Raw genomic sequence first — 23,177 nt, 5'->3', positions numbered from 1 at the left:
AGATATTCTGTTAAGATCAGTTCTGTTCTTTTTTTGCTTTTGCGCTGGCCAGCAGGCTGTCATTCCATTCATAGAACTTATAAAGCTGCATATTCTGGCCAAATGTCACTTCTTTGTTTCCCTCAATGGAAATCTCCACTTTATCCACATCCGTTGCCGCAATCAGTGTATTTACAACAGAATAAATCGGGATCTGCTCGGAAACATTTAACGCATAATCCTGAAATACAGAATTGTAATCTACATAGCAGATTCCGTTGGCTTTTGTCAGAGAAAGCACTTCGGAATTTTCCGGAATGGTCGGATAATGATCTTTTTCCAGAGGTCCCCTTGCCAGCTGTTCCAGTACTACGGTTGCCTTTGGAAGATTCCGCCTGTAACGGACACTTCTCTGTTCTTCTACCAGCTTGTCACCGTTCTTATTTGTAAAATACAGGGTAAAAGTGTCATAGCTGTAGACGTCCCCGTCAGATCCGGAAAACTCCACAAAAGTGTCACTGTTCATAGCTCCGACTTCTTCTCCTTTGGAATTCGTAAGAGGTTTTTTTTCCACATAGATTTCCACAGAATCAATTCCCGGAATCTGGATAAAGATTTTCACCACGCCGGTACGGACCAGAAGTTCCCTGGTGCGGGACATCTTACTGTAGGCCTCGTTAAATTCCAGACGCAGAATTCCATCCTTTATAGAATAGGAAGAAATTTTTACGTCTTCCGGAAACAGTGAAATTCCATCTTCCCTTGTCTCGCGGTTGTTCAGGCTCTCCGAAAAATCCCGGAGCATCACCTCTGCAGTTTCTTTTTCCGGTGTATACTTCTCTTCTTTCAGTTTTGTTTCTTCACTGTTGATATAATAAAAGCTGTACTTCTGTTCTGTATTTTTCTCTTTTCTTCCCGCAAAACTGATGTAGGCAATCAGCCCAAGAAAGATACAGGCAGCAGTCACGCAGATAATCTTTATCGTTTTTTTCATGCTGTACCTCCTAGGACGGAATATAGGACAGAGGAATCTTCACGGTAAATGTGGTTCCCTCTCCTTCTTTGCTGGATACTTTTATGATACCGTGATGCATGGCTATGGAACTTCTGGTAATGGCAAGCCCAAGACCGGTTCCTCCGATTTCCCTGGAATGGGATTTGTCTACACGGTAAAAACGCTCAAAAATCCGTTCAATAGATTCTTCAGGAATTCCAAGTCCGGAATCTTCAACGGTTACAAAGAAATCTTTGTGATCCGCATCCAGTGTTACACGAACCCAGCCTTCATCTACGTTATATTTGATTCCGTTCTCCACCAGATTGCTGATGGCAAGCGTAAACTTCACTTCGTCCACATCTGCATTGACCGGGCGGAATGAATCCAGAATCAGGGAAATGCTTCTCTGATCTGCAATCGGCCGAAGCCGTTTCAGGATATTTTCCAGCAGTTCATTGATATTCATATTGGTAATATTCATATCTGCCGCTTTTTTGTCCATCTTTACAAGGGAAAGAAGATCTGTGATAATCTTGTTCTCTCTGTCGATCTCTTCTGTAATATCCGAAAGGAATTCCTGATACAGTTCCTCCGGAACTCCCTGCTGTCCTACAAGGGAATCTGCCAGAACTTTCATGGAAGTCATCGGTGTTTTCAGCTCATGAGACACGTTGGATACAAACTCCTGTCTGGATTCATCCAGGGTTTTCATTCTGGAAAGCATCTTATTAAATGCATCCGTAATCAGCGCTGTCTCTGTATAATCCGGTACGGAAATTTCTTCGTTCTGATATCCGTCTGTCAGATCTTCGATGGCTTTTGTTACCCTGGCAAAAGGTTTTACCAGTACTGTGGAAAGAATATATCCCAGGAATATGGCCAGAACCACAATAATTCCAATGATCAGAATTCCCTTCTGCTCCAGTTCCCGGATGGTTGACGTCACTTCACTGGAAGAAGCCATAATCATCATGGCACCCTGCACCTGATTTACTTCCGGGCTTTTTACCGGAACAGCCAGGATCAGCTTCTGGCTGTCGGAATCATATCGGTAGGCATCTTCCCCTTTAAAACAGTTTACTACTTTCTGGGATACCAGAGTTTTTCCCTCATCCACGCCATAGGTATCCTTAATAATCCTGAAATCCCTGTCTACAATGAGAATTCTTCCTCCATAGATATTAGACAACAACTCCAGCTTGCTGTTTACTGTCTGCGAGCTGGAGTCATTCAGATAATTCTCTTTGATAAGCAGGTCGCACATGATGTCACAGATATTTTCCATGCTCTGCACACGGTTGGCAATGGCACGGTCTTCATAGTTGGCAATGACCATTTCCGTTACAATGACACTTGGTACGATTCCCAGTATGATCAGGATGATCAGAATACGAAAGCGGAGACTTTTAAAAAACTTGCCGCTTTTTTTGATCTTCACAGCTTATGCCTGGAAATAGTAGCCCACACCCCATTTGGTGTGTACATATTTCGGCTCACTGGGATTGGCCTCAATTTTTTCTCTTAAACGACGGATATGTACGTCTACTGTACGGACATCTCCCGGATACTCATATCCCCATACGATATTCAGAAGATTTTCTCTGCTGTATACCTTGTTCGGGTTGAATACCAGAAGTTCCAGCACATCAAATTCCTTGGCTGTAAGGTTAATCTCTTTTCCGGAAATAAATACACGGCGTCCTTCGCAGTCCAGCTTCAGTTCTCCGACTTCCACGGTCTTGGCTTTCTCCTGTTTGTTCTGGTTGCTGCCTGCACGGCGGATGATCGCCTTGATACGGGCCTTGACTTCCAGAATATTAAACGGTTTGGTCACATAATCGTCTGCTCCGTATTCCAGGCCCAGAATCTTATCCATATCCTCACCTTTTGCTGTAAGCATGATAATCGGGACATTGGAAAATTCACGGATCTGCTGGCATACCTCAAGACCATCCATCTTTGGAAGCATCAGGTCCAGAAGAATTATATCGTACTCTCCTGCCTTGGCTTTTTCCAGAGCTTCCTCTCCGTCATAGGCACAGTCCACTTCCATTCCATCCTGCTCCAGACTGAAACGAAGTCCCTTGACAATCAGTTTCTCATCATCTACTACCAATACTTTCCTGCTCATTTAACGCTCCTTACTTTATTGCTATTTTATCCTTTATCTTCTCATAGGTTCCTTCCTTGATACCAGGCACGCTCATAATGTCTTCTGTGGAAGTAAAAGGGCCGTTTTCTTCCCTGTAAGCGATGATCGCCAGGGCTTTGGACTCCCCTACACCTGTGAGAGTGGTAAGCTGGGATACATCAGCGGTGTTCAGATTGATTTTCTGGTCTGTACTGGTATTTTCTCCGGCAGATTCCTCTCCGTTGTTATTTCCGGGGACGGTTTCTGATGTGGCTTCCTGTCCATTCTCAGTAACCTGGATCATCTGGCTGTCCACTTCTGCCTGGGTGGGCACATAGATCTGCTGTCCGTCGGAAAGTCCCTTCGCACGGTTGAGATAACTTGCCGCAGCTTCCGGAAGATATCCGCCGGCTTTCTCAATAGCTTGGAAAACACGGCTGCCGGATGGAAGTTCATAGACTCCGGGGCTGGTTACCGCTCCGCAGATGTCTACGTAGATTGTTTCTGGAATCTCTGAAGTCTCCGGCTGCTGTTTCGCAGCTGCCGTTTCCTGTCCTGTATCCACTTGCATCTGTGCAGACTTCTTCTCAGATACTCCATTTTCCGTGTCCGTAGGATCTTCTTGTTCCGCATCCCTCCCGGATGTCTCCACACTTTCTTCCTGCACCAGTTCTTTTTCCAGAAACTCTGCTCCATCATCCTTACAGCCTGTCAGTCCTGCAAAGATCAGGAATATAAATATGGAAAAAATAAGCTGAACACTTCTGATATGTGATTTTATTTTCATGGGTCAGGGGTTCACTCCTTTTTGCCGATGTGATGGCAGGTGCCCCGTTACTCATACAAAACCATACCTTATTTTAACGAAGTATTACAAATATTACAATACTTTTATTTCTATTTCCATTTGAAAATGACCACACCTGCAATGCAGATCAGCATTCCAAACAGCTTTCTCCACTGAAAATCCGCTCTTTCCACTCCAAAAAGTCCCATCAGTTCTATGAGATAAGCCACTGCAAGCTGGGAGATCACAATGAGCATAACTGACCGCGCTGGCCCCAAACTGCCCATACTCTGGATCACGGTAATGGTAATGAACGCACCGATCACGCCTCCAAGCAGCGTATATTTATTCTCCACCTGCCACAGTGCACCGATACTTTCCCTACCTGTAAAAAGCCATGCAGCCACACAGACCAGAAATGCGGAAAACTGCACCCATCCGGTGGAAACCCACAGACTTGTCTGTTTTGTTACATTTGTGTTAAATACTCCCTGAATGCTCATCAGTGCGCCCGAAATCAGCGCCGACAGAAATCCCCACATAAAAATCCCTCCATATAAGATCCGTTCACCAGTTTTACCGCCATAAAAAGGCGCTGCATATTTCTGCAACGCCTTTCCGGTTTCTTATAGTTTATGTGGTTTTTCTGAAATTATACAAATTTTTGAGATAGATTCTTCCGGAGAATGCAATATGCGGCATCTCATAAAAAGTGGCACTTTCCGGGCAGATTGGGCGGTAGAGGGGATCTGCCACGATGATTCTGGCAGTTTTCAGTTTTTCTTCCATGGCTTCTTCACCGCGGATGACTTCATCTTCCTGGCGGAGGAGTCCCTCTGTGATCTCCAGAGAGCAGAGAAGCTGAACTTTTTTTCTATATTTCTGCTCTATGACAGCTGCCAGAGAGCCCATGGTAACCGGTTCACCGATGAGGGTGATGTCCGGAGTGGGGATAAATCCTGACAATGGGCTGTCTTTTTTTCTCAGATAGATCACCTGATCCGGAGTTACTTTCCACAACTCTTCCTGTTCACCGGAAATCTGCGCTCCACTTTTTTCCGCGGAGTTTTCTTTTTTATCCTCAAACGCTTCGCAAGGGCTCTCCGCTGCCTTCTCAAGTGCGTCCGAAATCTCTCCCTCATAGCCTTCCACCGGAGTTCCCACAAGAAATGGTGTCCCGAATTTCTCTCTCAGAACATTGGCAGCCGGGATTCCCACGGAAGATACCACAAGGTTTACCTCCGCCTCACCGGCATGGGACAGATCTTCCAGCGTATCGCCCATAGCCCAGGTGGAAAGGATCTCCCACCCATATTTTTCCAGACGTCTTTTCATGGCATCTACCATCGGCTGGGGGCCAAAATCCAGGGGTGTTACTCCAAGAAGATTTAATTTCCGTTTTCTCTTCTCTGCAGCGCCGGTAAAATGTCTGGCAATCTCAGAGAGTGCCAGCCCTGCTCCATACACATAATCATGCATACCACTGGTTGAAACCGAAAACGCCGGAATCCCTGTCTCGGCCGTAAGTGCACGGGCAAGTCCAGGAAAATCTGTTCCGTTCATAAAGGGAATCGGGGAACTTGCAAGAGCAATAAATTTCGGTTTCAGTTCCTCCGCCACATCTTCGATATCCCGGAGAAATTTCTCATCATTTCCCATGATCGCATCGATATCCGTAAGGCCTGAGATAAAAATCAGGCTGTCCTGGTCATACCAACGGATCTCATCGTGGGTATTATAGGTAGAATTACAGCCAGAAGGATCATGCATCACCGTCATTCCTCCAAGCTCATACAAAGCGGAACAGACACCGGACACGTCTGCCGTATAAATCGGTATAATTCGATATGCCTGTCTCATATGCAGCTTTCGCACCCCCATCCTTTTCGAACGATCAGATCTTCCGGATCTTTTTCTTCATGAAATGCTTCCACCATCAGCTGCGCGGTATGTCTGATTCCGTCGAATCCCCAGAGCCCGCCGCCCTGTACCATATTGACAAAATTTCGGCTTCCGGTAAACCAGGCTGCTTTCTGGCCGATAGCAAGGATTTTTTCGGACTGCTGCCGTGTCCGCACCCTCATCTCCGGACGGATGGTAGAGATCAGTTTCAGCTCCGGATAATTTTCCTTCAGCCAGAAAAATACCTCTTTTTCTTCCGGACTGATACTGTCCAGAAAAACGGACTGTACCTGAAATTTATGAGTAAGAAGAAGCTTTGTAAGTCCCAGGGGCCTTGGATGAAAAAGATAATCCACTGCTATGGGAGTGTCACCGATGATCTGGTGTGCATAGGAAAGAGCCTCCTCACATTCCCGGATCTCTTTTTCGATATCCAGGCCCTTGATTTCCCCTGTTTTCCTGTTGTTTTGCTGTTCCAACATTCCCAGCAGCTTCTCTTCCTGTTCCTGTATCTCCTCATAATCAAAACTTCCCGGCAGATACAAAAACGGTCTTCCAAGTCTTTCGGCCTGTTTTTCTGCCCCGAATTTTCCGGCAGGGTAACAGTTCAGAATCAGACTTCCCTCTCCCAGGTTCTGATAATCCTCCCAGGTTTCACAGGTCGGTATCTCTCGGAGCAGGATTTCGTTTTTCTTCAGGATCCGGCAGATATCCGAACCTTCATCCAGCGCAAAATCACTGCCCAGAACCGTCACGCATTTTGGATCTGCCTTTCTCTCCTGCACGGCATCATACATGGCCAGGCGAAGCTTCTGATCCGGTGTGGGGCCTGTTTTCTGCATGATGGGATCCATGAAGCACCGCATAAAAAAGATCTCCGGAAATCTTTTTTCCAATTCTCCGTAGATCCGGTCCAGATCGCTTCCCAGAAAATGGTGAAGACATACCGTAAAAAGCAGCACTGCTTTTGGTTTCTTATCCAGGCGGTTCAGAACGTCCGTTACCCCTTCGATGGTCACATCCTCCAGGTTTCCTCCAAGAAGATCTTTTTCCTCCACGATCACAAAGGAAAAACGGTCTGCCGCATTCATTTCCGCCGCAGTCAGAACAACACCACGCATGCAATTGTCCGCACAGACATATATCTGATGTGCTTCCGGGACCAGCATTCCCGTATGTACGATATTCCAGTTTCCGTGGGCCGGGGAATTAAATTCCAGCCCCGGCTGAAAGGGCACCGGAAAAGAAGCTTCTTTTATAAATACTTCTGTTTTTCCCGGAAACTCCCGATCGCCAACTCTTTTTAACATGTGCCATCCTCCCTGCATGCATTCAGGATCTGTTCTGCCAGCGTCCGGTATTCTCCTGCCATCTCGCTTTCCGGATAAGTTTCCAGAAGCGTTTTTCCCTGCTCCTCTGCCGCAAGAACCAGGTCACTTCTGGAAAGAGTTCCTACTACCTGGGTGTGAAAATCCTCTGCCAGCTCCCGGACTTTTTCTTCTTCTCTTGGCACATTCCGCCGGTTCAGGATCAGACCTCCCAGAGATGCGTAGCCTCTGCTTCTGAAGTTTTCCACCGCCATGGCAATGTTCGCTCCTGCATGGATGGCCATGTTTTCCCCGGAAGTGATGATAAATACTTTATCTGCATACCCTTTTCGCATGGGCATGGAAAAACCGCCGCAGACAACATCTCCCAGTACATCGTAGAGAACAATGTCCGGTTTATAGGTCTCATAGGCTCCGGTTTCTTTCAGTTTTTCCAGTGCAGTGATGATACCTCTTCCCGCACATCCAAGTCCAGGTGTAGGGCCGCCGGCTTCTACACAGACTACACCGCCGTATCCGATCTGCACCATATCTGCAAGTTTCAGGTCCTGGCGCTTTTCGTTGTAAAGATCCAGCACTGTGGGGACTTTTTTTCCATGCCGGAGAAGAATGGTGGAATCCGCCTTGGGGTCACAGCCGATCTGCATCACTTTCATTCCTTTTTCCGCAAGGGCAGCTGCCACATTGGAAACTGTGGTGGATTTTCCGATGCCGCCCTTTCCGTATACCGCAACTCTTATCATTTTCTGTCCTCCACTTTTGTGATCACATTGGAATATGCCGTTTTTGCGGAAACTCCCTTGAGGCGGCCTATCTTTCCGGATAAGGAGCTGATCACATCCTGTGGCGCATCAATGGCAATACTGATAATGTTAATTCCTTTTTCCCGGTAGGGGATTCCCATTCTCCCGATAATATATTTTCCCGCTTCGTGAAGAAAACGGTTGATGTCATCGATCACGTCATTGTTTTCCACAATGATCGAGATCAGTGCCACTCTTGTATCCATAACGTCAGACTCTCCTTTCCGGTATGATTCATTGCTGTCAGCAGATTCTCGGCAAAAGTTCCCCGCCTGGCTGCGGAAGTAATGCCTGAGTTCCAATTTCCGTAGTCATGACAACTTTTCCTGGCTGGTCTTCGGTCACTTCGCCGATAATGGCAGCGTCTTTGGAGTACGGACATTTACGCAGTGCTTCCACGATCTTTTCCGCCTCTTCCTTCGGTGCCATGATGACCATACGGCCCTCACATGCCAGATAAAGCGGCTCCAGTCCAAGCATGCCGCAGACACCTTTTACTTCCGGCGCTACCGGAACAGATGGTGCATCCAGACGGATTCCCACGTTACTCTGGCCTGCAATCTCATAGAGAACCGTTCCAACGCCGCCTCTTGTTGCATCACGGATCACATGAATGTTATGAGTTGCATCCATCACTTCTTTTACAGTTCCCCACAGTGGCGCACAGTCGCTTGTCACATCTGCGTCAATGCCAAAATCCTCTCTTGCCAGAAGAATGGTGCATCCATGTCTTCCCACATCACCGGTCACAATGATGGCATCTCCCGGTTTTGCCAGCTCGCCGCCTACCTTCACGCCATCCTGAATCTCGCCCATTCCGGTTGTTGTGATGAACACGCCGTCAACCTGGCCTTTTCCTGCTACCTTGGTATCGCCGGAAACAATACGCACACCGACTTCTTTCGCTGTTTTTTCCATGGCTGCGGCGATTTCTTCCAGCTTCTCCATGGGAAAACCTTCTTCGATCACAAAAGCGCAGGTGAGATACATCGGTTTCGCTCCCATACAGGCAAGGTCATTGACCGTTCCACAGATAGAAAGCTTACCGATATTTCCTCCCGGGAAAAACGCCGGGGAAACGATAAATCCATCGGTGGATACCGCCATTTTTCCTGTCGGCGGAACCAGCACTGCCGCATCATCAGCTGTGAGATCCGGGTTTGCAAAATGTGCTTTAAATACTTCATCAATCAGTTCTGAGGTCTGGCGGCCTCCGGCACCGTGTGCCATGGTTACTGTTTTATTATCCATAATATTCATCTTCTTTCTGTTAATTACAGTCCATTAAACCGGACAGTTAATTTCCATACATAAAATATGCGGAACAGGCTCCTTCATTGGATACCATACAGGCTCCTACCGGATGCTGCGGGGTACAGACTTTTCCAAATACCCTGCAGTCCGACGGTTTGCATTTTCCCTGAAGCACATCGCCACAGCGACAGGCCGGATTTGGTTTGCCTTTGATCGGCGGCACCGCATATTTTTTTCTGGCATCAAAAGCTTCCCATTCTTTCCGGAGCACCAGGCCGGATCCCGGGATCACACCCAGTCCACGCCATTCGGAATCGCAGGGTTCCATCAGTTCCTCGATCAGTGTCTGTGCCTCCGGGCTTCCTTCGCTTTTTACCACGCGCGGATAACAGTTTACAAAGAACGGCTTTCCCTCCTGGAAACGTACCAGTGCAACTGCCAGTGCGGTAAGCAGCTCCTTCGCTGTAAATCCTGCCACCACACCACTGACACCTTCCTCTGCCAGATGTTCACAGAGCGCCGTTCCTGTGATGGCATTGACATGGCCAGGGTAAAGGAACACATCCGCGCTGCCTTTTAATGCCTGATAAGCCTGCGGCATGGTCTTGTTCGCCACGAGAAGGGAATAGTTTAAAAGGCCGTCCTCTCTGGCTTTTTTTACAGAAAGGCATCCTGCAGGTGTGGTGGTCTCAAAACCAACGGAAAGGAATACCACCTGTTCCTCCGGATGTTCTTTCGCATATTTTTCCGCATCTGCCGGTGAATAGACGATACGTATCCTGGCTCCTTCTGCCCTGGCATCTGCAAGGCTTTTCTTTGTCCCCGGTACACGGACAAGGTCACCGAAGGTACAGATAGTCGCCTGTTTTTCCAGAGCCAGATAAACCGCCTCGTCAATAAAGCCTACCGGTGTTACACAGACCGGGCAGCCCGGGCCTGAAATCAGCTCCACCTGCGGTGGCAGAAGCTTGCGGATCCCCAGACGGAAAATCTCGTGAGTATGGGTTCCGCAGACTTCCATGATCCGCACCGGCGGCCCCTGATATCCTTCTATGATCTCTCTTGCTGTTTTTTTCTTCTCTTCCATCACAGCAGTTCCTCCATCAGCTGGTCTGTCTCTTCCTCGTCATCGTCAGTGATCTTTGCAATGGCAACACCAGCATGTACCATCACATAATCTCCCGGCTCCAGATCTCCCAGAAGCTGGGCGGAAACTTCTCTCTTTGCGCCGCCTGCGTCTACCACTGCGGTTCCGTCACTGATCTTTACTACTTTTGCTGATAATCCTACACACATACTCTATTTCCTCCTGTTCACATAAGCCATTCCATAGGCCGCCTGTCCAAGTGCGATTCCTCCGTCATTTGGCGGGATCAGGCTGTGTTTCAGAACTTCAAAACCTCTTTCTGCAAGTCCGTCATCTACCAGTTCCAGAAGCAGCCGGTTCTGGAATACGCCACCGCTTAATGCCACTTTTTTAATTCCGGTCTCCTGCTCTGCTGCCTCACAGGCTGCAAGGATCTGTTCTGCCAGTGCCCGATGGAATTCATAAGCCAGCTTCCCGGAATCTTCCCCTGCCAGTTTTTCCTGAACCAGATGTGCAACGATGTCACCTGTATTTAAAACAAATTTCCGTTCCTCTGTGGATGATGCTGAGGTGCCTGGATTTTCCGGAATATCTTTTTTTTCTGTCATCCACATTTTCAGGCTTTTCACTCTTATATCCACATTTTTCTTCTGTATCTCCTGCGCTCTCCACGCTTCCGCCGCAAACTCCAGCGCTGTGGAAGCTTCCCCCTCAAACGTGGACGCTCTCCGGATCCCCAAGATCGCGCTGACTCCGTCAAAGAGCCTTCCTGCACTGGTGGAAGTCACTGCATTGAGCTTTCTCTGTGCCATCGTCACCAGTACTTTTGCTTCCTGCTCTGTGCAAAGTCCCAGTTTTTGGACAGTATCAAGAGTTTTCTCCATATTTCCTGTATTCTGCCAGATCAGGGAAACTGCGATCCGCCAGCCTTCTTTTGCGGAAACATCTCCTCCCACCTGCACAAAAGGTTCGATACTTCCAATCCTTGTAAATCCCTGATGATCTGCCATCAGGATCTCACCGCCCCAGATCGTCCCGTCTGTTCCATATCCTGTTCCGTCAAAGGAAACACCGATCACTTTTTCCTCGCAGTCGTTTTCTGCCATGCAGGATAAAATGTGGGCGTAATGATGCTGCACTTTCAAAACGGGAAGTCCCAGTTCCTCTGCAACCACTGTGGAATTATATTTGGGATGAAGGTCACAGACCACCACTTCCGGCTGCACTTCCAGAAGTGTTTCCAGCCGCCCTATAGTTTCTTTGAGGGCTTTTACCGTTCGAAGATCCTCCAGATCACCTACATAAGGGGACGGATAAAAACGGTTATCCACACCAATGCAGAATGTATTCTTAAGCTCTCCACCTGCCGCGATCACCTGTCCCTTCCAGGGTGTGGAAACCATAAAGGGCAGAGGTGCATATCCACGGGAACGCCGGATCATATATGGCTCTCCCTTATAAAAATCCATCACCGAATCATCGGCCCGGATCCGGATCTTCCTGTCATGGGAAAGGATGCAGTCACATAAATAAGAAAGTTCTTCCACAGCCTCATGATCGTCTCTGCAGATCGGCGCCCCGGATGTGTTTCCGCTGGTCATCACCAGAAGCTTCGGCATCTCAATTCCATCGTCATAATGAAAAAGAAGGAGCTGCACCGGTGCGTAGGGAAGCATCACACCGACTTTTGGATTACCGGGAGCGATGCTCTCACAGAGTTTTCCCTCAGTTTCCTGCTTATTTGGCTGATTTATCAGCTTATCCAGCAAAAGGATCGGCTTCTGATGCCCGGTAAGGATCTTCTCCTGCTCCTCACTGACCTGACAGACTTCTTTCACAGTTTCCAGATCCTGTGCCATCACCGCAAAAGGTTTCACCGGACGCCGTTTCAGTTTCCGGAGCCGCTGTACAGCCCCCTCACTGGTGGCATCACAGCAGAGGTGAAAACCACCGATTCCCTTGATGGCCACGATCCCGCCGGAAGCAATGGTCTTCCTCGTATAAGTGATGGCCTCCCGGCCCCGTTCTTCTCTTCCGATGAGATAAACCTCCGGCCCGCAGTCATTGCAGCACACCGGCTGAGCATCATAGCGCCTGGTGTCCGAATTATGGTACTCATCCGCGCAGGACGGACACATGGGAAATTCTTTCATGCTGGTCCGTTCCCGGTCGTAAGGAAGGGAATCCAGGATGGTAAGCCTTGGGCCACAGCAGGTACAGTTGATAAAGGGATGCAGATACCGCCTGTTTTTCGGATCAAACATCTCCTCCTTACATTCGTCGCAGATGGCAATATCCGGAGAAACAAAGATCTCGCCCTTTGTCTTCTCGCTTTCAATGATATCAAACTGCGTAAATTCCTCCGGCTCCTCCACCGGTTCCACCAGAAGCTTCAGGATGGCCGCACGCTTCGGCGGCCTGTTCTCAATATCTCCGATAAAACCGTCCACATCCTGCTGCCTGCCCTGGGCAAAAATCTCCACATAGGGTCCTTTATTGGACACACTGCCACGGATTCCCCTTGCCATGGCATGACGGCTGACCGTAGGGCGGAACCCCACCCCCTGTACGATTCCGTAAACACGGATCATTTTTGTAATTTCGCACTCCATATGTTCTCCATTCCCTGTAACCAGCTCCCCCTGATCCGGTTACAGTATGTATGTAACTTTATGCCCTGCTCTTAAGTCTACCTGCACTTTCCGGATACCGCAAAATGCACCGCATCCACAAACACGCCTGAAAAATCTTTCGTCATCCGCCTCATACAGGGATCTGCAAAGATCACATCATATCTGCCTTTTTCCACCAGCTCCATGTAATCTTCCTCATCTTTTAATGACACATCCCCCTCTTCCAGGAGATCTTTTTCCATGGAAAACCAGCTTGCCACTGTGATCTTTCCGTCACCGCCACGTTTCCGAAGTTCCGCTCTTATGGAACCTGCCATCACCTGCTGCTGCACAATGAGGATTTTTTTTCCCGCATACTCCATATCCGGCACCAGTTCCTCCACCAGCGGATATCCCACCTCATAAGGCGTTCCGAAAGTTTTCTCAAGATATCTGGCACATTCCAGTGCCGCCGGAGAAACCACGATATTTTTTTCCACAGAGGAGGCTTTTTTTACTTCATCAAGCCCATCTCCCATTCCGTAGCAGACTGCCTGGTGCCCCTGAGACTTAAATTTTTCCCGGAGCTTATCTGCCGCCTTCAGGTCACTGACATCCTGTGGCGTCATTCCAAGGATGCCCACCCTGCCCGTCTCCACCGGCAGTTTTTCCCGGGCAAAAACTTTAAAAAGTTCCAGATAAGCCTTCCGTTCTCCCCCGTCATAAAGCTCCATTCCATCGGTATTTACCGCAAGTACCGGAAGGTCTGTTTTTTTCTCGCACATCCGCTTCAGTGCCTGATAATCCGTTCCGATCACGGCGGGCACCGGCGTTCCGATCACTGCCGCAAAACCTGCCTCCACCTTTTCTGCTGCATCCACAAGTTTGGCAACCAGGCGGTCATCCCGTCCCAGGATGGCATCCATGTCCCGAAGTCCCGCACTGAACACGGCGCTTTTGCGCTCAAACCATCTTGGCTCATCAAAACCGCAGACATTTCCCGTGCATCCGCCGGCATCACAGATCACGATGATCCCGCCAAGCTCATACAAAACCGATACAGCGCCTGACTGATCCGGGGCAAAGGGTGTCAGATATTTCCGAAGTCCTCTCATGCTCTTTCCCCCTTTCGCTCATCCTGCTCCACAGTCTCAAGGAGCGCCTCAAACAATCTCCGGACCCCGGCATATCCATAAGGCTGACGGTCCTGATTCCAGACTACGTTGGGCTGATCCGGATGATAATATCCAGCATCCTTACCGATGGTAAAATTCACACCACTCTCTGCCGGATCATAATACAGCATGGTAGGTTCCATATTGGAAAAAATCTTTGTCTCCGGGCTCAACGCGGCCAGATGCCGTATGTATACAAAATTCTCAGAAGAGATGGTTCCATAGATCTCCGGCACCTGAAATCCATACCGCACCAGTGCAAGTGCCAGCTCAAATGGATCTCCGTTCATGCACTCCCCTACTGCAAAAGAGGCATCCGGACAGACTTCCCGGAAATGTTCCACAGCTGCCTCCGCCTCTTTCTTACAGGATTCCTGGTCAAAAGAAACGCCAAGAACCTGTCCAAGGGCACGGTACTGATTTTCGATCTTATCCATCTGATAAAGCCTTCGAAGCTCAATAAACGGGATCTTCAGCCGATTATGAAAATCCTCTGCCGCAAACCTTGCTTCCGGATGGAGCACCAGATTAAAATTGGCCTGTGACATGGTCTGATATTCTTCGTAATCCTTACATCTGGAAATCTCATGAATGGTTTTTACGCCTGCCTGATGCAGCAGCTCATAGATCTCACAGTCATCCACCAGCGGTGAAAAAAATCCCAGAAGATTGACCACATTTCCTTTTTTCTTCTGAGGCTTAAGAAGAGAATATAAGGACTGGCGCACATGGACCATGGGCGGCTTCCTGCCCTCACGTGTCAGCGCATACATGTAACAGGGACGCACCGGAATGTCCACTTTTTCCTCTGCTTTCCGACAGACACGTTTCATATCCGTTCCCAGAAGCGCATCCACACAGGTGATGCAGATCATCACCACCGACGGCTTCTTCTCACAGCAGTCGCAGATCTCTTTTACCGCTTTGGGGATCTTTTTCAGATGACGGCCTGTGACAATATCTGTCTCGTCCATCATCAGGTAAAAAAAACGGTCATTATACTCCGGCATGGAACTGATAAGAGAAGTATTTCTTCCACAGCATCCGGGCGCCACGATCAGCATAATGGAATCCGGCACTGCAAGCCCCGCACGTTTTACCCCGAAGCCTTCCGCTCCCGGAGAATTAAATGCCAGCGTTGCCGGAGAACTGTAGATCAGATGTTTCCCGGAGATCATCTGCGGCGGGATCGCTTCCGGTCCAAGCCGTTCCAGTTCTTCTGCAGTTGCAAAATACGCTTCCTTTTTCATACGCCCTCCATCTCCGTTCCTTCACTCTCCAGCAGCTTCCTGGCCAGAGCAAAAAATTTCTCACTGATCTCAGAATTCTCATCACCCTCGATCACCGTTTTCCCCTGATCTTCCCAGCGGATAATCTCATCGCTTCTCGGGATCTCACCAACAATAGGGATATTGCTTTTTTCCGCAAAAGCCTGCACCTTCTCGGTCTCATTCTCCACATTCCTGTGGTTCAGCACGATTCCAAAGATCCTCGCATAGCTGCGGTCCTCAAAATTCCGAACAGCACTGGAAATATTGTTGGCTGCATAGAGTGCCATCTTCTCCCCGGATGTGACAATGAGGACTTTTTCCGCATAGCCCTCCCGGATCGGCGCCGCAAAACCACCGCACACCACATCACCAAGCACATCGTAAAGTACCACATCCGGCTTCCAGGTTTCAAAAAGTTTCAGATCCTCCAGAAGCTGAAATGTGGCGATAATCCCTCGTCCCGCACATCCAAGTCCCGGCGTCGGGCCTCCTGTCTCAATACAGAGAACACCGCCAAAACCCTCCTTCGATATATCTTCCAGTTTCTCCGGTTCCTCATCTTCTTCCCTCATATAATTCATCACCGGCCGGAGGGGTTCTCCACCAAGAAGATTGATGGTGGAATCCGCTTTTGGATCGCACCCGATCTGGATCACTCTTTTTCCCATAGCCGCAAAAACCGCCGCCAGGTTGGAAGTCACTGTGGACTTTCCGATACCGCCCTTTCCGTATACTGCTACCTTCAGCATAAAATCCTCCCTTACTGAATGCACCTGCTCCTGCAGGCATTTACATAAAAAAAGCTCCTTCACCACACAAGGTGAAAGAGTCCCGTATTCCGCTCATAAAGCAGTTAAAGCCACGCTAAATGAACAACAATTCCCGCTCGGATCATACCTTGCCGTCAAAGTCTGTTACCTCTCTATTTGGCTTTCATAACACATCATTCGGATAGAAAAAAATTTATAATAACATTCATTCCGTCTGAATTTTTCTGTTTTTATTATACAATGGCAGTCATTAGTGAGTCAATTGTAACTCTGGCTTCTTACACAAAAAAAGACTTCTTATCGAAATATTTTTAAGCATTTCGACGAGAAGTCTTTTCTCTGCTCTGCCGGATGGGAAGCTCCGGCAAACGTATTATTCTGATGGATCCTTACTGAATAGAAACTACGTGATATCCACGATCTTCAACAACTTTTTTCAGTTCTTCGTTGGAAATCTCTCTGTCATAGGAAACCACTGCCTCACCTTTTTTCAGGCTGACTTTGGCTGCCGCTCCGTCAATACGGTTGATGGCTCTAGTGACGCTGGCTACACAGTTCTCACAGTGCATTCCTGTGATCTTCATAGTTTTCTCACCAAGCTTCGTTCCGTCCAGTTTCTTCTTCGGGATTTCCGGTTTGCTGCCGCCTCCACAGCAGGCACCCTCACCTTTCAGATGTTTATATGCGCCTTTTCCGGCAAACAACATAATGATGATAACAACGATGACAACGATTGCATTTGCCATAATGATCTACCTCCTGGTTACTTCTGCATTCCGCTGCAGCCTGAGCATCCGGAGCAATGACCGGAGCATCCGCCGCCACAGCCGTTGGTACGTGTATTACCGGCACAGCCAACACAGCTGAGCCCCTGTTTCTTTCTTGAATAAAGATAACTGATCACAAATATACCATATGCGATCACAAGCGCCAGTACAATAATATCCGCTACTATACTCATATCTGTCACCCTTTCTTTCGCTGCACAGCAGTTAAGACGCTGTCAGCTTCCGATGAATAATTTTGTAAAAAATTCCTATGTTTCTTCAGGCTTATTATAACACAGAAGACCAGGTATTTACATACCCGGCCTCCTTATGTTTCTTATCATTTCCGCTGTTTTCACAGCATCATTTCAAAGTTATCATATGTACCGGATCTTAACTGTATGACCGGTTTACGATTACTCTGCTGCCTGAACAGATCTCTTTGTAACATCGTTCTGGTTCTTGTACGGATCTGGTCTGAACAGAAGGAAGAGAATGATTGCCACAAGGATCAGAGCAACGATCGTTCCAATTCCGAAGGATCCGGCACCTGTAACAACAAGACCAATCTGGTATACACAAAGTGTTACAACATAAGCAAAGATGTTCTGGAAGAGAATTGCAAACCAGAACCATTTTCTGGACTGCATCTCATGTGCCATTGTAGAAATAGCTGCAAGACACGGAGAGTCAAGCAGGTTGAACAGCAGGAAGGAGAATGCTGCTACTGCTGACGGGAACCATGCTTTGATCGCTGCACCAACGATCATGGTATCTTCTGCATCATCACCAGCTACGTTTGCAAGAACACCCATTGTACTAACGATGGACTCTTTTGCGGAGAATCCGGAGATGGATGCTGCAACCGGCTGCCATTTACCGAATCCAAGAGGAGCAAAGATCGGAGCAAGGATACCACCAAGGATAGCCATGATACTGTCGTTGCTGTCCTCAACAAATCCGATTCCGCTTCCTGTGCTGCCAATGCTGGAAAGAACCCACATGATAACAGTTGCAAGGAAAAGAATTGTTCCGGCTTTGATGATGAAGCCTTTCAGTCTCTCCCAAACGTGAAGCAGAACTGTCTTTGCAGACGGAATATGGTACTGTGGAAGCTCCATTACAAACGGAGCAGGTTTACCGGAGAACGGTTTTGTTTTCTTCAGGATGATGGCAGATACAAGAACTGCTACAACACCGATGAAGTACATCAGTGGTGTGATGAAACCAGCTGCTACATAGTCACCAGTTACATATGCTGTCATGATACCACCCATAAGAGCGATAACAGGAAGCTTAGCACCACAAGGAATAAATGTTGCTGTCATGATTGTTAATCGACGGTCGTTATCAGCCTCGATTGTTTTGGAAGCCATGATTCCAGGGATTCCACAACCAGAGGAGATAAGGAGCGGGATAAAGCTCTTTCCGGAAAGTCCGAAATGACGGAATACACGGTCCATGACGAATGCGATACGAACCATGTAACCGCAGTCCTCAAGGATGGAAAGGAACAGGAACAGGATCGCCATCTGCGGAACGAATCCAAGTACTGCACCAAGACCACCGATGATACCATCAGATACAAGGCTTATCAGCCAGTCAGCAACGCCGGCATTACCAAGCCCATCCGATACGACACCCTGAATACCTCCAACAAAGCTGTCGTTTGTCCAGTCTGTTACCATAGTACCAACTGTTGTTACAGATACATAATAAACGATGAACATGGTGAGGATAAAGATCGGAAGACCAAGAATACGGTTTGTTACGATACGGTCGATCTTATCGGAAACTGTCATCTTATTTCCGCTTCTCTTAACGTTTGCGGAAACAACTTTCTGGATGTACTGATATCTTCCATCTGTTACGATACTCTCTGTATCATCATCTTCTGCCTTCTCAAGGTTGGAAGCGATCTCCTCGATCTTGGACTGAGCAGAAGCCGGAAGGTTAAGACCTTCTTTTACCTTGCTGTCTCTCTCGAGAAGTTTTACTGCATACCATCTCTTGTTCTCCTCAGAGATGTTTGCAGGAACAAGGCTCTCGATCTCGTTTACAGCTTTCTCAACTGCCTTCGGGAACTCCATCTGTTTGGATGGTACTCTGTGCTGGTTTGCACATTTGATTGCCTCATCAACAACCTCTTTAAGTCCTGTTCCCTTAAGGGCGGATGTCTCAACGATCGGGCATCCAAGTGCGGAGCTTAAACCTTTTACATTGATGTGGATGTTGTTCTTCTTCAGAAGATCCACCATGTTAAGAGCGATAACAACCGGGATACCGATCTCAAGAAGCTGTGTTGCAAGATACAGGTTTCTCTCGATGTTTGTTGCATCCACAAGGTCGATAATCACATCCGGTTTTTCTTTCAGAAGGTAATCACGGCTGACAACCTCCTCAAGTGTATACGGGGAAAGTGAATAGATACCTGGAAGGTCTGTTACAGTTACATCCTTCTGGTTTTTCAGTTTACCCTCTTTTTTCTCTACAGTAACACCTGGCCAGTTACCAACGTACTGATTAGCGCCTGTAAGAGCATTGAACATTGTAGTCTTACCACAGTTCGGGTTTCCGGCAAGAGCTATTGTTACAGACATTTTTCATCCTCCTTTTTTCAGATCAGAGCCTTATGCTCTGTCATTTTTTCGAAGTTTATTTCTGCTTTACTTCCACACATGCTGCGTCATGCTTACGCAGGGAAAGCTCATAACCTCTGATGGTGATCTCAACCGGATCTCCAAGAGGAGCTACCTTGCGGATATAAACCTCGCTGCCTTTTGTGATTCCCATGTCCATGATACGGCGCTTGTAAGCCGGGTCGCCGGTGATCTTGGAAACAACTACTGTAGAACCTACTGCTGCATCACGTAAAGTCATTTCTCTTTTCCTCCCTGTTTATATTCCAAATCCATATGATGATCTCCGTCTGCTTTCGCTTCCAGAGACCATAAAAACTGCTCATCTCCCGGAGCAGTTACAGTAAAACAGGCCCCTCCGGTCTGTCTGCTGTTCATTTTACGGAACGTGCCGCGTTCATCTTACGGCACTTCACATCCATAATCTATCCTCAACTGTACTTCATACAGTCTTGGGCAAATCTATTACCGGGCGCTGCCGCACACAGTCCGGTTACACCATTATGTGTCTGGCCATTTCCTTATTAACCGCAACTCTGGAATCCTTGATATTTACGATCAGATTGCCGTCAAACTGGGAAATAACGGTTACTTCCGCGTTCTCAACAAAGCCAAGACCTGCAAGAAATCTTCTTGTGTCTTCCGCTCCGGAAATACGCTTGATTGTACCGGTATCGCCTGACTGCAAAAATAAAATCGGCTGCATGGAATCCCCTCCGTTTCCTTCTATTAATTAACTCAGTCTAATTAGTTAACCCTAACTCATAGGTTAGTGTATACTAAGTTTTTTCGAATGTCAATCCCCAAAATGAAAAAAGTTAATCAAGATTAAATTTTTTATAAAAAAAGCATAAAAAGAATTCCTGTATTTTGAGATATTTCTACCTGCCGGACAGGCACTTCTCTTTTTACAGGAATTCTTTTATAATTTTCTGATATTATCTTTTAATGGATCTGATCATCCAGCAGCTTCAGGATCAGATTTTCTGTCTCATTGATTCCATAACTTGCACTGTTGATACACAGGTCATAGTTATCCGGCTTGCCCCAGTGGGCTCCACCATAGAAGTTATAATACTTTCTGTGCTGGCTGTCCATCTTCTTTAGGAAGCGGACCGCCTGCTTCATATTCATCTTTCTTACATCCATGACATGCTGGACACGGATGGCAAAAGGCGCCGTGATAAACAGGCTGATATGTGGAATGTGATTGTTCTTCAGGATCGCATCCGCACATCGTCCCATGATGATGCAGTCCTCTTTTGATGCCAGGTCACAGATCAGGTCACTCATGTTAAAGAATACCGCATCCTGTTTCGGAAGACCGTGATAACGGTTAAATTCCCGGAACCAGCCCTTGGGGTCAAATTTATGCTTCTTCTCATATTTATTGAAGTCTGCAAAATATTCCGCATCGTTGACTGCACCTTTTTCCGCCTCAAGACGTCTTAATACCTGGTCAAAGATCTCCACATCATAATAGTTGATTCGAAGTTTATCTGCCAGACCGAAACCGATATCATTGCCGGCGCTTCCCTGTGTACGGCTGATACAGATGACCAGATGATCGTCCTCGGAAATTTTTTCCCTGCGCTTGATCATATGATTCAGCGCCACACGTTCCTTATCCATGATATCCGTAGCAACAAAGGTCTCCGGCAGCGTAAGGATCTCCTGAAAGATCTCATCATATTTCTTCATCAGACGGCTTTTTTCGTCTTTATCCTTGATGGTTCTGGCCATGTTACTGATCAGGGCCATCTCGCTTCGAAGAAGATGCCCGTCCGGTTTGGTATACATCAGGGCACTTAAGTTACGGATGGTACCTTCTCTGTCACCGGTAAAGGTACGTCCAAGGGAAGATCCTACGCTTTTATAAACCTCGCCATCCAGTTCATAAAGTCTGGTAGCAAGTTCTCTGCATTTCTCTCGAATGTTATTATCCTGCATATTGATCCTCCTCCCTTATAAAAAGAATACCAGCATATCGATGATGAACACCGGTACCAGGAAACAAATGGACCATCCCATGTATCCAAAGAAGGACGGCATGTTGATACCATTTTCGTCAGAAAGTGTCTTGACCATAAAGTTCGGAGCATTGCCGATATATGTATTGGCACCCATAAATACGGCACCACAGGAAATCGCGGAAAGAAGTTTTACAGGAACCGTTCCCAGTGTGGTTGCGATTCCACTTGTAAATCCAAGGGTTCCCGCTGTAGTCAGAAATACCAGATAGGTCGGTGTATTATCCAGGAAACTGGACAGTGCTCCTGTCGCCCAGAACATCTGGTACGGCTCGGTAATTCCAAGATTCGGTCCCACTGCTTTCAGAAGCATCAGGGCAGGCTGCATGGTGATAAAGATTCCGATAAAAAGTACCGCAACTTCTTTGATCGCACCCCAGGTAAAATGGTTTCGCACACGGATCTTTTTGTCCGTTGTCTTAAAGGACAGAAATGCTGCTGCCAGGATCAGGATGATCTCAATGATTGACGGGAAGCTTAATGTAACCTCACCGAAAATATGGATTCCTCTTACATTGCCTGCTGCATCCTGAAATGCCGGCATACTCGGAAGCATACCACTTAAGATAACGCCTACAACGATCATTACAAGGAAAATGATGTTGTGAAGTCCATCGATCTTGAACTCTGTTCCCGGTTTGCTGATGTCCGGTTTACGTCCCTCTGCGATATCTCTCTTGTAAGAGCGCATGTCCAGATGATAGAACACAAACAGAAGGATCACCATATTAAAGAGCAGTACCGGAAGAAGGTGCAGGCTCCAGAAGAAAGGAACTCCCCGCATGAATCCCATCAGAAGGGGCGGGTCACCGATCGGTGTCAGGCAGCCACCCATGTTTGACACCATAAAAATGAAAAAGATCATAATGTGGCCTTTTCTCTTTCTCCAGGAATTCATTTTGATCACCGGACGCACCATCAGCATACTGGCTCCGGTGGTTCCAATACAGCTGGAAAGCAGAGTTCCCAGTGCAAGAAGTCCTACATTTACTCTTGGCGAACCCGCAAAATCGCCCTCAACCGTAATGTTACCGGATACACAGAACAATCCGAATAACAGGATGATAAATGTAAGATAGTCATTAATTACGCACTCAAGTACTGTTTCCGCAGTTTTTCCGGCGCCGTATACAAATAAGAACGGAATAACCATAAGAACGATCCAGAACGCAACCACGATCGGCTGATGTGACTCCCACCACTCACCTTTTACCAGCGGCATCACTGCAACACACAGAAGAAGGCCCGCAAAAGGAATACAAAGCCACACCGGCACGCTTGATACTGTCTCACCGTTTCCAGCCGCCCATACACCCACAGGGCATGACAGGATTACTGTCAGAAAAGTACACATGACGGTTAATAATTTTTTCAAAATATTCACCCCTCACATAAATTTTTTAACCAGTGAAATTATAACATATGGCGTTTTAAAATCAACTGTGTGGATGTGCAATTTATACTCAGATCTGCTCATTTTTTTGTGCATTTTGTTGGTGTGTCGTGACGACTTTTGTTTATTTTTTAACACACAACCAGATTTTTGAATACTGTTTGATATGTCTGTTATATATTATATATATATTGATGCTGTGATGTGTTTACGTTTCGGCAGGCATGACTCCTCATATCCAAAATCCTGTTT

The 23,177-nt window shown here is 47.3% G+C and carries 24 protein-coding genes; all 24 read right to left on the bottom strand.

From position 1 onward, the window contains the following. Positions 1 to 16 precede the first annotated feature (16 nt). Complete coding sequence (locus G5B06_RS11980; RefSeq protein ID WP_173772155.1) at positions 17 to 973, bottom strand: GerMN domain-containing protein; 957 nt, start codon at positions 971 to 973, stop codon at positions 17 to 19. A 10-nt stretch (positions 974 to 983) separates the two neighbouring features. Next, positions 984 to 2,414 (bottom strand): sensor histidine kinase, encoded by a 1,431-nt coding sequence (locus tag G5B06_RS11975; protein ID WP_021977507.1) that lies wholly within the window; start codon positions 2,412 to 2,414, stop codon positions 984 to 986. A 3-nt stretch (positions 2,415 to 2,417) separates the two neighbouring features. Further along, positions 2,418 to 3,107, bottom strand: a complete 690-nt coding sequence (locus G5B06_RS11970) for a response regulator transcription factor (protein WP_021977508.1) — start codon at positions 3,105 to 3,107, stop codon at positions 2,418 to 2,420. 10 nt (positions 3,108 to 3,117) lie between these two features. After that, entirely contained in the window at positions 3,118 to 3,894 is a 777-nt protein-coding gene (locus tag G5B06_RS11965; protein ID WP_173772154.1) for a ComEA family DNA-binding protein, read from the bottom strand. A 110-nt stretch (positions 3,895 to 4,004) separates the two neighbouring features. After that, positions 4,005 to 4,436 (bottom strand): DMT family transporter, encoded by a 432-nt coding sequence (locus G5B06_RS11960; RefSeq protein WP_021977510.1) that lies wholly within the window; start codon positions 4,434 to 4,436, stop codon positions 4,005 to 4,007. 91 nt (positions 4,437 to 4,527) lie between these two features. Next, on the bottom strand, positions 4,528 to 5,754 hold the full coding sequence (locus G5B06_RS11955; RefSeq protein WP_148448453.1) for a nitrogenase component 1: 1,227 nt from the start codon (positions 5,752 to 5,754) through the stop codon (positions 4,528 to 4,530). Next, entirely contained in the window at positions 5,751 to 7,106 is a 1,356-nt protein-coding gene (locus tag G5B06_RS11950) for a nitrogenase component 1 (protein ID WP_173772153.1), read from the bottom strand. Before G5B06_RS11950 ends, G5B06_RS11955 begins: the two co-directional genes overlap by 4 nt. Further along, entirely contained in the window at positions 7,100 to 7,867 is a 768-nt protein-coding gene (locus G5B06_RS11945) for a nitrogenase iron protein NifH (RefSeq protein WP_173772152.1), read from the bottom strand. The genes G5B06_RS11950 and G5B06_RS11945 overlap by 7 nt, the downstream gene beginning before the upstream one ends. Next, entirely contained in the window at positions 7,864 to 8,133 is a 270-nt protein-coding gene (locus tag G5B06_RS11940) for a TM1266 family iron-only hydrogenase system putative regulator (protein ID WP_021977514.1), read from the bottom strand. The genes G5B06_RS11945 and G5B06_RS11940 overlap by 4 nt, the downstream gene beginning before the upstream one ends. Positions 8,134 to 8,170: 37 nt before the next feature. After that, complete coding sequence (gene hypE / locus G5B06_RS11935; RefSeq protein WP_173772150.1) at positions 8,171 to 9,178, bottom strand: hydrogenase expression/formation protein HypE; 1,008 nt, start codon at positions 9,176 to 9,178, stop codon at positions 8,171 to 8,173. A gap of 46 nt (positions 9,179 to 9,224) precedes the next feature. After that, positions 9,225 to 10,268 carry a hydrogenase formation protein HypD gene (gene hypD, locus G5B06_RS11930; RefSeq protein ID WP_021977516.1) on the bottom strand — a complete coding sequence of 348 codons (1,044 nt, stop codon included), beginning with the start codon at positions 10,266 to 10,268 and terminating at the stop codon, positions 9,225 to 9,227. Continuing rightward, positions 10,268 to 10,477 (bottom strand): HypC/HybG/HupF family hydrogenase formation chaperone, encoded by a 210-nt coding sequence (locus G5B06_RS11925; RefSeq protein WP_022426401.1) that lies wholly within the window; start codon positions 10,475 to 10,477, stop codon positions 10,268 to 10,270. The genes hypD and G5B06_RS11925 overlap by 1 nt, the downstream gene beginning before the upstream one ends. A gap of 3 nt (positions 10,478 to 10,480) precedes the next feature. Beyond that, the gene (gene hypF / locus G5B06_RS11920) at positions 10,481 to 12,880 is read right to left on the bottom strand and encodes a carbamoyltransferase HypF (RefSeq protein WP_118062702.1); all 2,400 of its coding nucleotides are present in this window, start codon (positions 12,878 to 12,880) and stop codon (positions 10,481 to 10,483) included. A gap of 77 nt (positions 12,881 to 12,957) precedes the next feature. Beyond that, positions 12,958 to 13,995 (bottom strand): nitrogenase component 1, encoded by a 1,038-nt coding sequence (locus G5B06_RS11915; protein ID WP_173772148.1) that lies wholly within the window; start codon positions 13,993 to 13,995, stop codon positions 12,958 to 12,960. Then, positions 13,992 to 15,305 (bottom strand): nitrogenase component 1, encoded by a 1,314-nt coding sequence (locus G5B06_RS11910; protein ID WP_173772146.1) that lies wholly within the window; start codon positions 15,303 to 15,305, stop codon positions 13,992 to 13,994. Before G5B06_RS11910 ends, G5B06_RS11915 begins: the two co-directional genes overlap by 4 nt. Then, positions 15,302 to 16,075, bottom strand: a complete 774-nt coding sequence (locus tag G5B06_RS11905) for an AAA family ATPase (protein WP_173772144.1) — start codon at positions 16,073 to 16,075, stop codon at positions 15,302 to 15,304. The genes G5B06_RS11910 and G5B06_RS11905 overlap by 4 nt, the downstream gene beginning before the upstream one ends. A gap of 410 nt (positions 16,076 to 16,485) precedes the next feature. Then, a complete protein-coding gene (locus G5B06_RS11900) occupies positions 16,486 to 16,842 on the bottom strand; it encodes a heavy-metal-associated domain-containing protein (protein ID WP_021651583.1) in 357 nt (118 codons plus the stop codon). Positions 16,843 to 16,859: 17 nt separating this feature from the next. Beyond that, positions 16,860 to 17,057, bottom strand: a complete 198-nt coding sequence (locus tag G5B06_RS11895; RefSeq protein WP_021977522.1) for a FeoB-associated Cys-rich membrane protein — start codon at positions 17,055 to 17,057, stop codon at positions 16,860 to 16,862. 222 nt (positions 17,058 to 17,279) lie between these two features. Beyond that, positions 17,280 to 19,463: a ferrous iron transport protein B gene (gene feoB, locus G5B06_RS11890; RefSeq protein WP_173762643.1), complete on the bottom strand. Its 2,184-nt coding sequence runs from the start codon at positions 19,461 to 19,463 to the stop codon at positions 17,280 to 17,282. Positions 19,464 to 19,518: 55 nt separating this feature from the next. Further along, on the bottom strand, positions 19,519 to 19,743 hold the full coding sequence (locus G5B06_RS11885) for a FeoA family protein (protein ID WP_118062707.1): 225 nt from the start codon (positions 19,741 to 19,743) through the stop codon (positions 19,519 to 19,521). Then, positions 19,740 to 19,880: a hypothetical protein gene (locus G5B06_RS11880; RefSeq protein ID WP_173762644.1), complete on the bottom strand. Its 141-nt coding sequence runs from the start codon at positions 19,878 to 19,880 to the stop codon at positions 19,740 to 19,742. Before G5B06_RS11880 ends, G5B06_RS11885 begins: the two co-directional genes overlap by 4 nt. Positions 19,881 to 19,995: 115 nt before the next feature. Next, a complete protein-coding gene (locus tag G5B06_RS11875) occupies positions 19,996 to 20,208 on the bottom strand; it encodes a FeoA family protein (RefSeq protein ID WP_118169814.1) in 213 nt (70 codons plus the stop codon). Positions 20,209 to 20,447: 239 nt separating this feature from the next. Continuing rightward, the gene (locus tag G5B06_RS11870) at positions 20,448 to 21,452 is read right to left on the bottom strand and encodes an AAA family ATPase (protein WP_148448466.1); all 1,005 of its coding nucleotides are present in this window, start codon (positions 21,450 to 21,452) and stop codon (positions 20,448 to 20,450) included. Positions 21,453 to 21,467: 15 nt separating this feature from the next. After that, on the bottom strand, positions 21,468 to 22,907 hold the full coding sequence (locus tag G5B06_RS11865) for a sodium:proton antiporter (protein ID WP_173762645.1): 1,440 nt from the start codon (positions 22,905 to 22,907) through the stop codon (positions 21,468 to 21,470). Positions 22,908 to 23,177 lie beyond the last annotated feature (270 nt).

It is taken from the genome of Blautia luti (genome assembly GCF_013304735.1).
In the GTDB taxonomy this organism is placed as follows: Bacteria; Bacillota; Clostridia; order Lachnospirales; family Lachnospiraceae; genus Blautia_A.
The sequence above is the reverse complement of the archived record's forward strand: the minus strand, read 5'-3'. Positions and strand labels throughout refer to the sequence as shown.